10 protein-coding genes and 1 pseudogene are annotated in these 13,118 nt (G+C 70.4%); 6 read left to right on the top strand and 5 right to left on the bottom strand.

Translation table 11 applies throughout. The features are described from left to right. Positions 1-5 precede the first annotated feature (5 nt). Positions 6-1,607 carry an ABC transporter substrate-binding protein gene (locus MFF40_RS17320; RefSeq protein WP_147855905.1) on the bottom strand — a complete coding sequence of 534 codons (1,602 nt, stop codon included), beginning with the start codon at positions 1,605-1,607 and terminating at the stop codon, positions 6-8. Between the two features lie 207 nt (positions 1,608-1,814). On the opposite strand from MFF40_RS17320, the gene MFF40_RS17315 reads away from it, so the two are divergent. Genes MFF40_RS17315 through MFF40_RS17295 form a run of 5 tightly spaced genes read left to right on the top strand, consistent with a single transcriptional unit; the run spans position 1,815 to position 9,282 of the window. Further along, entirely contained in the window at positions 1,815-3,359 is a 1,545-nt protein-coding gene (locus MFF40_RS17315; protein ID WP_147896494.1) for an acetolactate synthase large subunit, read from the top strand. Continuing rightward, positions 3,356-5,713 (top strand): penicillin acylase family protein, encoded by a 2,358-nt coding sequence (locus MFF40_RS17310; RefSeq protein WP_238261508.1) that lies wholly within the window; start codon positions 3,356-3,358, stop codon positions 5,711-5,713. The genes MFF40_RS17315 and MFF40_RS17310 overlap by 4 nt, the downstream gene beginning before the upstream one ends. 34 nt (positions 5,714-5,747) lie before the next feature. Continuing rightward, entirely contained in the window at positions 5,748-7,229 is a 1,482-nt protein-coding gene (locus MFF40_RS17305; protein WP_147855375.1) for a M81 family metallopeptidase, read from the top strand. Then, on the top strand, positions 7,226-8,368 hold the full coding sequence (locus MFF40_RS17300; protein WP_147855374.1) for a M20/M25/M40 family metallo-hydrolase: 1,143 nt from the start codon (positions 7,226-7,228) through the stop codon (positions 8,366-8,368). Before MFF40_RS17305 ends, MFF40_RS17300 begins: the two co-directional genes overlap by 4 nt. Next, positions 8,365-9,282 (top strand): NmrA family NAD(P)-binding protein, encoded by a 918-nt coding sequence (locus tag MFF40_RS17295; protein ID WP_238261506.1) that lies wholly within the window; start codon positions 8,365-8,367, stop codon positions 9,280-9,282. The genes MFF40_RS17300 and MFF40_RS17295 overlap by 4 nt, the downstream gene beginning before the upstream one ends. A 17-nt stretch (positions 9,283-9,299) precedes the next feature. Here MFF40_RS17295 and MFF40_RS17290 read toward each other — a convergent pair whose 3' ends face one another. Continuing rightward, the gene (locus MFF40_RS17290; RefSeq protein ID WP_187277762.1) at positions 9,300-9,476 is read right to left on the bottom strand and encodes a hypothetical protein; all 177 of its coding nucleotides are present in this window, start codon (positions 9,474-9,476) and stop codon (positions 9,300-9,302) included. Positions 9,477-9,540: 64 nt separating this feature from the next. Then, on the bottom strand, positions 9,541-10,935 hold the full coding sequence (locus MFF40_RS17285; protein WP_238261504.1) for an amidase family protein: 1,395 nt from the start codon (positions 10,933-10,935) through the stop codon (positions 9,541-9,543). Between the two features lie 309 nt (positions 10,936-11,244). Between MFF40_RS17285 and MFF40_RS17280 the strand changes: the two genes are divergently transcribed. Next, a complete protein-coding gene (locus tag MFF40_RS17280) occupies positions 11,245-11,406 on the top strand; it encodes a hypothetical protein (RefSeq protein ID WP_187277829.1) in 162 nt (53 codons plus the stop codon). A gap of 66 nt (positions 11,407-11,472) precedes the next feature. Here MFF40_RS17280 and MFF40_RS17275 read toward each other — a convergent pair whose 3' ends face one another. Together MFF40_RS17275 and MFF40_RS17270 are read right to left on the bottom strand one after the other, a co-directional pair. Beyond that, positions 11,473-12,378 (bottom strand): metallophosphoesterase family protein, encoded by a 906-nt coding sequence (locus MFF40_RS17275; protein WP_147856247.1) that lies wholly within the window; start codon positions 12,376-12,378, stop codon positions 11,473-11,475. A gap of 68 nt (positions 12,379-12,446) precedes the next feature. Further along, positions 12,447-12,953: pseudogene (locus tag MFF40_RS17270) on the bottom strand (VIT1/CCC1 transporter family protein); the annotation flags it as partial. Positions 12,954-13,118 lie beyond the last annotated feature (165 nt).

Below are 13,118 nucleotides of genomic sequence, written 5' to 3'. Positions count from 1 at the left end.
CGGGATCACTGCACGCTGACGAGGGTGAGGTCGACGAACCAGGATTGCGGGGAGACGAAGCCGTGTATCTTCTTCGACATCCCGCGCGGGTTGAGGTCGTGCACGATGAACAGCCAGGGCGGGTTGTCCACCAGCCGCTCATGGGCGAGCGCCGTCTGCGCGTCGATCACCTTCCCGTCGTCGGTCTCGGCGAGCGCCTTGAGGGCGGCGTCGAACGCCTCGTCCTTCCAGTTCGGGAAGTTGAAGCCGCCGGGCGGGAACCGGTCGCCGGCGAAGTAGCGTGCCATCACGCTGGGGTCGGACGAGGGCGAGGAGACGTTGAGGGCCATCGAGCCCTGCAGGCTCGGGGCGTCCGGCAGCGCCCGGCTCGAATTCAGCAGAACCTGCCACTCGACCACGTTGAAGCTCAGCTCGACGTTGCAGGCCTGCTTCAGGTTCTCCTGCAGGTACTCGTTCATCGGCATCGGCAGCATTTGGCCCGAGCCCGAGGACGAGATCATCACTTTGAGGCTGAGCGGTTTTTTATCGGAATAACCCGCCTCGGCCAGCAGCGCCTTGCCCTTTGTGGCGTCGAACACGTACCGGTTCTTCGGGCTGCCGAAATTCGGGTCCTTGTCGTTGAGCCAGCCCGAGGCCGGCTCGGCTGTGCCGTTGAGCAGTTCGACGATGGCGGCCCGGTCGACGCAATAGTTCAGCGCCTGGCGGACGCGCACGTCCTTCAGCGGGCTGTCCTTGGCGCCGATGTTGAAGATGTAGGGCCAGACATGCGGGTAGGAGCCCGTGGTGATGGCGAAGCCCGCCTGCTTCAGGGATGGGATCGCGTCGGGCGCCGGCACCTCGATCCAGTCGACCTGCCCCGACCGCAGGGCGGCGACCCGGGCATTCGCCTCGGGGATCGGCATCAGCCGGACCTTGTCGACCTTGGCCATCCGGTTCGGATCCCAGTAACCGTCGAACTTGGCCAGATCGACCGATTCCCGCGGGGCTACGCGGGTGATCTTGAACGGGCCGGTACCGGCCGCCGGCAGCGCCGCGACCTTGGCCCAGTCGCGGCCCGCCTTCTCGAACGATTGGGGCGAGGTGAACAGCAGGTAGACGACCATGTCGGGGAAGTACGACGCGACCTGCGTGGTCGTGATCTGCACGGTGGCATCGTCGATCTTCTTGTAGCTCCCGACCAGGGGCGCCCGGGCCCGGGAGATGCCGGCCCCCTGCGGTTCGAATTGCGGGCTGTCGTTCTTGAAGTAGCGGTCGAGGTTCCAGACCACCGCGTTGGCGTTGAACGGGGTGCCGTCATGGAAGCTGACGCCCCGGCGCAGGTGGAAGGTCCAGATCGTCTTGTCGTTCGGATCCTGCTCCCAGCGCTCGGCCAGGGCCGGGACGATGCCGGCGAGCTTGTCGGTGCTCTTCAGGTCCCACTGCACCAGACCCTCGAAGATCGGGTAGCCGAGGAAGCGCATGCCCTCGAAGCCGTTGTTCGGCATCCCGGTGGCCGTGGGGATGTCGGAGGCCGTCATGGCGATGCGCAGCACGCTCTCGGCCCGGGCCGCGGGCACCAGGGCGAAGGAACCAGCCAGGGAGGCGGCAATCAAGCGGCGAAGTTTCATCGGATCCCGTTCGTCCAAGTTGCGGGACACCAGCGGCAAATCTCGCGCCAGATCGTGCGATAGTCCAGGCGCCCGATGACCGGGCAGCGCGCGTTTCGGCCCTTGCGCTCGGCACGGGCTGCGCCACGATAATAAAGAATGCGATTCGCCGGACGCCCGAGCCGGACCGGAAGGGAGCTGCCCGTGAGTGATGGGACGCCAACCACGATGAACGGGGCCGAGAGCCTGGTTCGGACCCTCGTCGCCGGCGGGGTCGAGGTCTGCTTCACCAATCCCGGCACGTCCGAGATGCATTTTGTGGCGGCCCTCGACCGGGTCGAAGGCATGCGCTGCGTGCTGTTCCTGTTCGAGGGCGGGGCGACCGGCGCCGCGGACGGCTATGCCCGCATGACCGACAAGCCGGCCTCGACCCTGCTGCATCTCGGGCCGGGGCTCGCCAACGGGCTGGCCAACCTGCACAACGCCAAGAAGGCGCGTACACCCGTCGTCAACATCGTCGGCGAGCACGCGACCTACCACCGGGAGTACAACGCGCCGCTGACCTCGGACATCGAGGGACTGGCCAGGCCGATGTCGTCCTGGGTTCACACCGGCATGAGCGCGGCCGAGATCGGCGCGGACGGCGCCGCCGCCATCGCGGCCGCCCGCACCGCGCCGGGGCAGGTCGCGACCCTGGTCCTGCCGGCCAACACCGCGTGGGACCCCGGGACCGGTATCGCGCCGGTGCCGGCAATCCCCGAGCGGGCTCGAGCCGAGGATTCGGCGATCGCAGCCGCGGTGGCGGCGCTCTCCAGCGGCGAGCCGGTGCTCCTGCATCTCGGCGACCGGGCGGTGCGGGGCGAGGGCCGGGTCATCGCCGACCGGATCGCCCACAAGACCGGCGCGACGCTGATGGCGATGACCTCGAACGCCCGGATCGACCGCGGCGCCGGCACCGTGCCGATCGAGCGCCTGCCTTACCCGATCGACCAGGCGATCGAGGCCCTCAAGGGTTTCCGCCACATCATCCTGATCGGCGCGACCCAGCCGGTCGGCTTCTTCGCCTATCCGGGCAAGCCGAGCCTGCTCGCCCCGGAGGGAGCCTCGACCATCACCCTCGCCGCCCCCGAGGAGGACCAGATCGACGCGCTGGAGCGGCTGGCCGAGGCAGTCGAAGCACCGCCCGCCGAGCCTGTCGCCGTGAACCCGCGACCGAAGCTCCCCACCTCCGGACCCCTCGACCAGGACACGATCGGCCAAGTCCTGGGTGCACTGATCCCGGAGGGCGCGGTGATCTGCGACGAGTCGATCACCACGGGCCGCAACTTCTTCGCCCTGACCCGGGATGCGGCGCCGCATTCCTGGCTGCAGCTCAGCGGCGGGTCGATCGGGCTGGGCATCCCGATGGCCACCGGGGCGGCGATCGCCTGCCCAGGCCGCAAGGTGATCAACCTCCAGGCCGACGGCAGCGGCCTCTACACCGTGCAGGCGCTCTGGACCCAGGCCCGGGAGCGCCTCGACGTTGTGACCCTGGTCTGGTCGAACCGCTCCTACGCGATCCTGCGGGCGGAACTCACCAATGTCGGCGCGCTCAATCCCGGCCCCAAGGCGATCGGCATGCTGAGCCTCGACGATCCGGCCCTGGATTGGGTCAGCCTCGCCAGGGGCTTCGGCGTCGAGGGTCTGCGCGTGGAGACGCTTGAGGCCTTCATCGCGGCGTTCCAGCACGCCCTGGCAGATCCCGGCCCGCACCTGATCGAAGTGGCTCTGTGAACCGCACCAGCTACCCGCTCACCGGGCTGGAAGGCCCGGTGGAGATCCGGATCGACCGCTGGGGGGTGGCGCATATCCGGGCCGGAACGACGCTCGACGCGTTCCGGGCCCAGGGGTTCAACGCCGCCCGGGACCGGCTGTGGCAGCTCGACCTCTGGCGCAAGCGCGGCCTCGGCTTGCTGGCGGCGGATTTCGGGCCAGGCTACCTCGCCCAGGATCGCGCCGCCCGGCTGTTCCTGTATCGCGGGGATAGGGCGGCCGAGTGGGCCGCCTACGGGCCGCAGGACACGCGGGCGATCGTCACGGCCTTCGTAGACGGGATCAACGCCTTCGTAGTGCTGACCGAGGCGCGGCCGGCGCTGCTGCCGCCGGAATTCGCCCTGACGGACACGCGCCCGTCCCGGTGGCTGCCGGAGGACGTGGTCCGGATCCGCAGCCACGGGCTGGTGCGCAACGTCCTGTCCGAGGTCGCCCGCGCCCGTGTGCTTGCCAGGGCCGAGACCCGCAACGCCGGCCTTGCCGCAGACGACCTGCGCAAGCGGATCAGCCCGCCCCACGATCCGGTCGTCCCGGACGGGATCGACGCCGCCGGCTGGCCCGACGATCTCCTCGACGCTTTTCGGTTGGCCACCGCCCCGGTCGGGTTCACGCCCGAGCGGATGGCGGCGACGCGCGAGGAGGCCTGGCACTGGACCAGGGTCGATGCGCACGGTGCCGTCACGCGCGGGCCGCGTGCCGCCCCGAAGGAGCCGGCCGAGGGCTCGAACAATTGGGTGGTGGGACCCGCCCGCACCGAGACCGGGCGACCGATCCTGGCGAGCGACCCGCATCGGATCTACCTGCAGCCCTCGCTGCGCTACGCGGTCCACCTCACCGCTCCGGGCCTCGACGTGATCGGGGCCGGCGAGCCGGCGCTGCCGGGTATCTCCATCGGTCATAACGGCCATGCGGCCTTCAGCCTGACCATTGCGCCGATGGACCAGGAGGATCTTTTTGTGTGTGAGACCGATCCCGAGCATCCGGATCGGTACCGATACGAAGGCGGCTGGGAGCCGATCGAGCGGATAACCGAAACGATCCCGGTTCGCGGCGGGCCGGATGAGACCGTTGTGCTCGGCTTCACCCGGCACGGTCCGGTGCTCCGTGAGGCGGGGGGACGCGCCTTCGCGTTGCGCACGGTCTGGTCCGAGCCGGGTGCTGCCGCCTATCTCGGCAGCCTAGCCTATCTCGGCGCCACGACCCCGGAGGCGTTCGGGCAGGCCCTACGCCACTGGTCGGCCCCCTCCGTCAACCAGCTCTACGCCGACGTGACCGGGCGGATCGCCTGGTTCATGGCCGGCAAGGCGCCGGTTCGCCCCGCCCATGACGGGTTGCTGCCGGTGCCGGGCGATGGCCGCTACGACTGGGCAGGATTCCACGATTCCAGCGCCCTGCCCTCCCGCATCGACCCGCCGGAGGGTTACCTCGCTACCGCCAACGAGATGAACCTGCCGCCGGACTTTCCGACCGAAACCCGCAAGGTCGGTTTCGAGTGGGCCGAGCCTTGGCGCGCCCGCCGGATCCGGGCGGTGCTCGACGGGCAGACCCGGCACAGCGTGGCGGATTCCCAGGCCCTTCAGGGCGACGCGCTGTCCGAGCCGGCCCGGTGGCTCGCCGATCTGGTCCGCGCGCTGCCGGCGGTGTCGGATCCCGATGTCGCGGCGGCCCGGGCCATGCTGGCCGCGTTCGACGGTACGCTGCACGAGAACTCCGCGGCGGCTGCCCTGATCGAGGTGTTCTGGGGCCGCCATCTGCGCCCGGCGCTGCTGAAGGCACTGGTGCCGGATGCCGAGACGCATCGCCTGCTGCCGCCCGGCGACACGCAGAGCCTGATCGAGCGCCTGGAGATGGGATTCGATCCGGCCACGCGCGACGCTCTCCTCATCGAGACCATGGGCGCCGCTTTCCGGGATTGTCGTGCCCGCATGGGTCAGGAACCGGCAACCTGGTCCTGGGGGCGTCTGCACCATGCCCTGTTCGCGCATCCACTCTCGCCGCTGCGGCCGGATTTCGCCTGGGATGTCGGCCCGCTGCCTGTCGGCGGCGCCGCGGCATCGGTCATGCACGCGGAGTACCGGACCGACACGTTCCGGCTGACCCACGGTGCCTCGTTCCGCATGGTCGTGGATGTGGGTGACTGGGACCGGTCGGTCTTCATCAACGTGCCGGGCCAGTCGGGGGACCCGGGCAGCCCGCATTACGGCCACCTGGCTCCCGTCTGGGGGCGCCAGGACCATGTGCCGATGCTCTACGGCCGCGCGGCGGTGGATGCGGCCACCGAGACGATCATCACGCTAAACCCGGCCTCCGCCTGACCGGCGGCCGGCCGAAGACGAGGACCAAAAGACCTTGAAGATCTTCATTGCCGGATTGGCCACCGAGACCAACACCTTCGCGCCGCTGCCCACTGGGCGGGCGGCCTTTCTGGCCGATTATGCCCGCCGGGACGGCAGCAAGAACCCGCCCCGCCTCAGCAACATCGGCCTGAAGGCCTGGGGCGCGCTGGCCGAGGCGGACGGACACGATGTGATCGAGAGCGTCTCGACCTTCGCGCAGCCGGGCGGGATCACCCTGCGCGCCGTCTACGAGGAGCTGCGCGACGCGCTGCTGGACGATCTTCGGACCGCGATGCCGGTGGATGCCGTTCTCTTGTTCATGCACGGCGCCATGGTCGCCGAGGGCTACGACGATTGCGAGGGCGATACCCTGGAGCGGGTCCGCGCCATCGTCGGGCCGGACGCAACGATCGGCCTCGAGCTCGACCTGCACTGCCACCTGACCGAGACGATGCGGCGGAGCGCCGACATCATCGTGATCTACAAGGAATACCCCCACACCGACATCGTGGACCGCGCCCGCGACCTCTACCCGCTGGTTATGCGCACGGTCGCCAAGGAGATACGCCCGGTGATGGCCTATGCCGATTGCCGGATGATCAACATGTGGCGCACCACCCGCGAGCCGGTCGCAGGCTTCGTACGCCGGATGGAGGCCCTGGAGGGCCTGGATGGCATCCTGTCGGTCTCCTTCGGACACGGCTTCCCGTGGGGCGACGTACCGGATGTCGGCGCCAAGATGCTGGTGGTCGCCGACGGCGATGCCGCCAAGGCGCAGGCGCTCGCCGACGAACTCGCCGGCGCGGTCTGGGCGATGCGGGAGGAGGCGGCGAGCCGTTGTGACACGATCGATGCCGCCATCGACGCCGCGCTCGCCTCCAGCGACCCGCGCCCGATGGTGCTCGCCGACTTCGCCGACAATGCCGGGGCCGGGGCGCCCTCGGACAACACCGCGATCCTGGCCAGGCTCGCCGAGCGCGGCATCAAGGATGTGGCGCTTGGGCTGATCTGGGATCCCGGCGCGGTCGGGATCTGCCACGAGGCCGGTCTCGGCGCGTCCTTCGTATTGCGCATCGGTGGCAAGTGCGGCGTGACCTCGGGCGATCCCGTGGACCTGCGCATCACCGTGCGCGGCCTCTCCGAGGATCACAGCCAGGGCGGCCTCAGCGGTGGCCGGGCGCACCTCGGACCCGCCGCCTGGGTCGAGGCCGACGGGATCCACGTGGTCCTGACCCATATCCGACAGCAGGCCTTCGCGCCCGACGCCTTCACGGGGCTGGGGCTGACCCTCGATGACAAGCGGATCGTGGTGGTGAAGTCGATGCAGCATTTCTACGCCGCCTTCGCACCGATCGCGAGCGAGGTCCGCTACGTCGCAGCGCCCGGCGCGGTCCCGCCCGATTACGGCGCGATCCCCTACACCAAGCGCTCGGGCCGCTACTGGCCCAAGGTCGCCGATCCCTTCGCCGAGTCCTCCACCGAGAGCGCCCGATGATCCCGGACCTGCCATTCGACGCGGAGTCCATCCTGGCGACGCTGCGCCCCTGGGTGGAATGCGAGAGCCCGACCCACGACGCGGCCGCGGTCAACCGGATGATGGGCCTGGCCGCCCGCGACCTCGCGGTCGCCGGGGCCGCGGTCGAGACCATTCCCGGCCGGATGGGCCTGAGCGATTGCGTCCGCGCTCGATTCCCGCACCGGCATCGTGACCGGCCCGGCATCCTGGTGCTCGGTCATCTCGACACGGTGCATCCGGTCGGCACACTGGGGAGCCTGCCCTGGCGGATCGAGGGCAACCGTGCCTACGGGCCGGGCATCCTCGACATGAAGGGCGGCAACGTGATCGCGCTCGCGGCGATCCGGGCCCTGACAGCGTCCGGGATCGCCACGCCGTTGCCGGTGACCTTCCTGTTCACCGGCGACGAAGAGGTCGGCAGCCCCTCGACACGGGACCTGATCGAGGCCGAGGCTGCCCGCCACGCCTTCGTGCTGGTGCCCGAGCCCGGCCAGGCCGACAACGGCGTCGTCACTGGGCGCTACGCCATCGCGCGCTTCGACCTCGAAGCGTTCGGCCGCCCGAGCCATGCCGGCGCGTCGCCGCATGAGGGCCGCTCGGCGATCCGCGCCATGGCGCGCATGATCCTGGCGATCGACGGCCTGTCGGACGCCGATTGTACCTTCTCCACCGGGATCGTCTCGGGCGGGCAATGGGTGAACTGCGTCCCGACCCTGTGCCGCGGCCAGGCGCTGAGCATGGCCAAGCGCCAGGCCGACCTCGACCGCGGGGTCGAGCGGATGCTGGCACTGACGGGCGAGCAGGACGGCGTCCGCTTCTCGGTCGCCCGGGGCGTCACCCGGCCGGTCTGGGAGCCGGATGCCGGCTGCATGGCCCTCTACGAGCAGGCGCGGACCTTGAGCGAGGCGCTCGGCCAGCCCCTGCCCCACCGCAGCGCCGGAGGCGGCTCCGACGGCAACTTCACGGGCGCCAACGGCATCCCGACGCTCGACGGTCTCGGCCCGCTCGGCCAGGGCTACCACACCCTCGACGAGCATGTGCTGATCGAGACCCTGCCCCGGCGGGCGCGCCTGTTCGCGGCCCTGCTGGCCAATCTCGGCGCGGCGGAACGCCCGTGAGCGCGGACCCCGTGACCGTCGTCGTCGCCGGCGCGACCGGCGATCTTGGCCTGCGGATCGTGCGGGCCCTTCGGCGCGAGGGTACGCCCGTGACAGCCATCGTTCGGCCCGGGGCCAATCTCGCCCGGACGGCACCGCTCACGGCCCTCGGCGCGCGCATGGTGGAGGCCGGCCCGGGTCGCCCGGGCAGCTGGCAGGCCGCCTGCGCGGGTGCCGGCTGCGTGGTCTCGGCGCTCAACGGCCTGAGCGGCACGGTGATCGACGCGCAGACCGCCCTGCTCGAGGGCGCGGTCCGGGCCGGCGTGCCGCGCTTCATCCCGTCCGACTTCTCCATCGATTATGCGAAGACCGTCCCCGGCGGAAACCGCAACCTCGACCTGCGGCGAACCTTTCAGGCCCGGCTCGACGCCGCGCCGATCCAGGCCACTTCGGTGCTCAGCGGCGCGTTCATGGAGCTGCTCGACGGGCAGGCCCCGCTGATCCTCCATCGTCCGCACCGGGTGCTGTGCTGGGGTAGCGCCGACCAGATCCTGGATTTCACCACGAAGGACGACACCGCTGCCTTCACGGCCCGGGCGGCCCTGGACCCGGAAGCTCCGCGCTGGCTGCGCGTCGCCGGCGACAGCTTCAGCGCCCGGACTTTGGCCGAGGCGGCGAGCGACGTCTTCGGCACCCGCTACCGGCCCCTGCGCGCCGGAGGGCTCGGTACCCTGGGCTTGATGATCCGGGTCGCGCGAACCCTCGCGCCGGGGCGGGGCGCGGTGTTCCCGCCCTGGCAGGGCATGCAGTACCTGCGCGACATGTTCGAGGGGCAGGCGCGGCTCACGCCGCTCGACAACGCCCGCTACCCCGACCTGCGCTGGACAACGGTCAGGACCTTTCTCGCGGAATCCGCGCGGCGACGGGGCCGGTAGCCGACGCCGCGTTGCGATCAGGCGCGGCCCCAGCCGAGGGCGGCCACCGCCACGGCGCCGATCATCCCCCCGATCGTGCCGCCACCGAAGAAGCCCGCTGTTGCCAGGAGTGGACCCGAGGGCGCCGCCAGCGCGAAGACCAGGGAGCTTCCGACGCAGCCTGCGGTGGCGATCACGGACATCGGGGACCTCATGCAACTATCGGTTGTATAACCGGGGCCGTTTCCATCAGGTTCCCGTTCGCGGGGCGACGTTGGGTCAGACTGGGTCGATGGGCATCTCCGGGACGCCGCCGGCCTCGATGACCGCGCCCGCCGCGAGGCAGAGATCCTCCCGGTACCGAGAGGCGACGAGTTGGACGCCGACGGGCGTGCGGCCGACCAGGCCGGTGGTGACGGTGAGTGCCGGGACGCCGATCGGCGCCAGACCCACCTGGAGGACGTTCGCCTCGAAGGCGCGCGCGATCCCGGCCTCGCCGGTCCGGTCGAGCCCGTCCGGGAACGGCAGCTCGGCGGAGACCGGCACCAGCAACACGGAATGCTCGGCAAGGAACAACGACCAGTCGCGCACGAGCGTCGCGCGCCGCGTCAGCGCCTTGGCGATGGCGTCGGGTGCCATCGCCTCCGCGCGCGTGCTGAAGTGTTCCAGCAGGTCGATGGCCGCCGGGTCGCCTTCGCGCTCGGCCGCCGCCCGGGCCGCCTCGTAGCCGTCGCCCAGCCAGAGCTGAAGCTGCAGGGCGCTCGCCTCGCGGATCGGCGGCGTGTCGGCGATCTCAGTCACCGCCCAGCCGGCCTCGGTCAGGCGCCGGGCGGCCTCGCGCAACGCGGCCTCGACCTCGGGTACCACCGCGAGGCCGCCGGGCCGCACGCAGAGCGCCGCGCGGCGCGGCACCGCGGGACCTTCCAAGGGCGCCGGCACCCACCAGGGATCGCGCGGGTCGGGGGCCGCCATCGCGTGGAAAGCGAGACGTATATCCGCGATGCTGCGGGCCAGCGGACCCGACACCGCCATCAGCTGCGGCCCGATCCCGCGCTCCGGCGACGAGGCGTTCCAGGCCGGGACCCGGCCCAGGCTCGGACGGAGGCCATGCACGCCGCAGGCATAGGCCGGGTAGCGGACCGAGCCGGCGATATCGGTGCCGTGGGCGATCGCCCCGATCCCGGCCGCCACCGCGGCGCCGGCCCCGCCGGACGAGCCCCCCGGCGTCAGGGCAGGATCGCGCGGATTCTTGGTCTCGCCGTGCAACTGGTTGGTGGTGAACCAGCGCAGCGAGAAGGCGGGCGTGTTTGTGCGTCCGAGCAGCACCGCTCCGGCGCGCCGGAAGTTCGCCACGACGGGGTTGTCGTCGGTGGCCATGAGATCGCGCTGGAGGCGCAGGCCGTTCGTGGTCGCGAAGCCCCGCTGGTCCACGTTGACCTTGATCGTCACCGGCACGCCCGCGAGCGGCCCGAGCGTATCGCCCCGGACGCGGGCGGCGTCGACGGCGTCGGCCTGCGACAGCACCTCGTCCGGGCGATGCTCGACCACGGCGTTGATTCGCCCGTTGACTGCGTCGAGCCGATCCAGGGCGGCCTGTGCGACCTCCCGGGCCGAGACCTGGCCGGTGCGAATCAGGGCCGAGAGGTCGGTCGCAGTCAGACGCCAGAGCTGCATGAGATGTCCCTTCGCCGAGCCCCGCAGGGCGAGATTCGCTTTTGACACGCGCCGCCGCGAGGCGCGTCACGGTCTTATTCTTTATGCAAGCGCGCGGCCGTTTTTTTAAGCATTGGCCGATTGCGAGCATCGGCAACGGCTTGCCGCATCGCAGCAGAGGAACCTAAGCATTTTGCGGTAGCCGACCCTTGCCAAGCATAGACTGATTGATAACCTCGCCACCGTTCGCCCGTTCAACCGGCCAAATCTGCGGGAAGGATCGATCTCCTCCGACGAAGACAGACAACCTCCAGAGCAAGGCAGGCTTCCATGGCAGAGATGATTCGCGTCAAGCCGACTCACGACGGCACCTATACGGTCTATCGCGGGACTCTCGCGTTGATCAGCGGGCTGACCCGCCTGCAAGCGGAGCGTTACGAAGCCAGCATCAGCCAACAGCAACGGTCCGAGCTCGCTGCTGCGAGCCATTGATGCCCTGGACCGAGGCCGGCCGCCGGACGGACAGGCTGGTCTCGGTTTCGACGACGCCCCGGGCGCTCAGGTCAAGCTGATCGGTCCGAGGTCGCTGACCGTGCCGGCCGAGTCCAGGCCGCGGCGCCGCGCGCTGACCGCGAAACCTTCGCCCGAGCGGGCGATCTCGTACATCAGATAGGAAGCCCGCCGCGCCGCGAGCCCGCCATGTCCATCCGGGCGCGCGGAGGCCGATGGCGCGCCGATCACCGGTACGGAACGTCCGTCCGGCCCCGGGACGAGGGCGCTGGTGGTGGTGTGGTTGTGGCCGTGCAGGATCAGGTCGGCCCCTGCCCGCGCGATCATCGCAGTGAAAGCGGCGGCGTCCTTCAGCTCCCGCCCCGACGAGGCGCCCCCCGGCTGAGGCGGATGGTGGATCATCACCACCCGGAACGGCTTGCCCGGTTCGGTCGCGAGCGCGCGCAACAACGCTTCGGCTGCGGCGAGCTGTGACGGTCCGAGGCGGCCGGTGGCCACGAACGGCTTTGTGGGGATCGCGCTCGAGAGGCCGATCAGGGCCACCGGGCCGCGCCGCCGCAGGTAGGGAAAGCGTCCCGACGAACCCGAATCGTCCCCGGTGTAGCCGCGGCAGGCCGCCAGCAGCCCCTCCAGGGAGCCGCGCACGTAGGCGTCGTGATTCCCCGGCACGAAGCTCACCGTCTCGGGCGGACCCAGTGCCTCCAGGAAGGTGCGCGCGGTCTCCCACTCGCTCGGCAGGCCGATGTTGCACAGGTCGCCGGTGCAGGCGACATGCGCAGCCCCCTGCTGCTTCAGGTCCGCCACCAGGGTTTCGAGCACGGTCATGTCGTGGCTGCGCGAGCGACCGCGCCGCCAGTTGGCGTAGCCGGTGGCGCGCTTGCCGATGAGCTGGTGCAGGCGCACGCGGCCGAGCGGGCCGACATGCGGGTCACTGAGATGGGCCAGGCGGAAGATCAAGGCCGACGATCAACGCTGCAGGAGGGCATGGAACGCGCCCGGCATCGCGGTCGCGGGCCCTCGCGTCAAGCGCTGCCGATCAGCATCCCGGCGGCGAGTACCAGAGCGCCGCCGAGCATCACCTGCAGCGCCGCACGCCAGAACGGCGTCGCCATGAAGCGGGTGCGGATCGCCGCGATGGCGACCAGCTCGACGATCACCACCAGGATTGCGAGGCTCGTGGCGAGCAGGAACGGGTTCGGCCAGCCGGGCGGCAGCTTGTCCGGGATCGCGTAGGGCAGCGTGTGCCCGAGGCCGCCCAGCGTCGTCATGGCCCCGCAGACCAGGCCGCGCATCCACGGGTCGCCCCGTCCGGTGACGCTGCCGTCGTCCGACAACGCCTCCGTGAAGCCCATGCTGATGCCAGCCCCCACGGAGGCCGCCAGCCCGACCAAGAAGGTCGCGCCGTTATGGCCGGTGGCAAAGGCTGCCGCGAAGATCGGCGCTAGGGTCGAGACCGACCCGTCGATCAGGCCGGCAAGCCCGGGCTGGACGTAGCGCAGGGCGAAATTCCGCCGGGCTTCGGCGTCGTCGATCACGGTTTCGAAGGCAGCAGCCATCGGATACCCTCCTGTTTGTATCGGTTCTAATCTATAATTTAGAACCGATACAAACAAGGCGCGGACGGATTTTCGCTGCGAAGGGCGCGCTTTCGCCTGGTCCGCTCCGGTGTCGGGCGTGCGATCGCGTCTGTCCGA

It is taken from the genome of Methylobacterium mesophilicum (assembly GCF_022179445.1).
Taxonomy (GTDB): domain Bacteria; phylum Pseudomonadota; class Alphaproteobacteria; order Rhizobiales; family Beijerinckiaceae; genus Methylobacterium; species Methylobacterium mesophilicum.
Note: the sequence above shows the minus strand (reverse complement) of the source record. Positions and strands in the feature narration are given on the sequence as shown.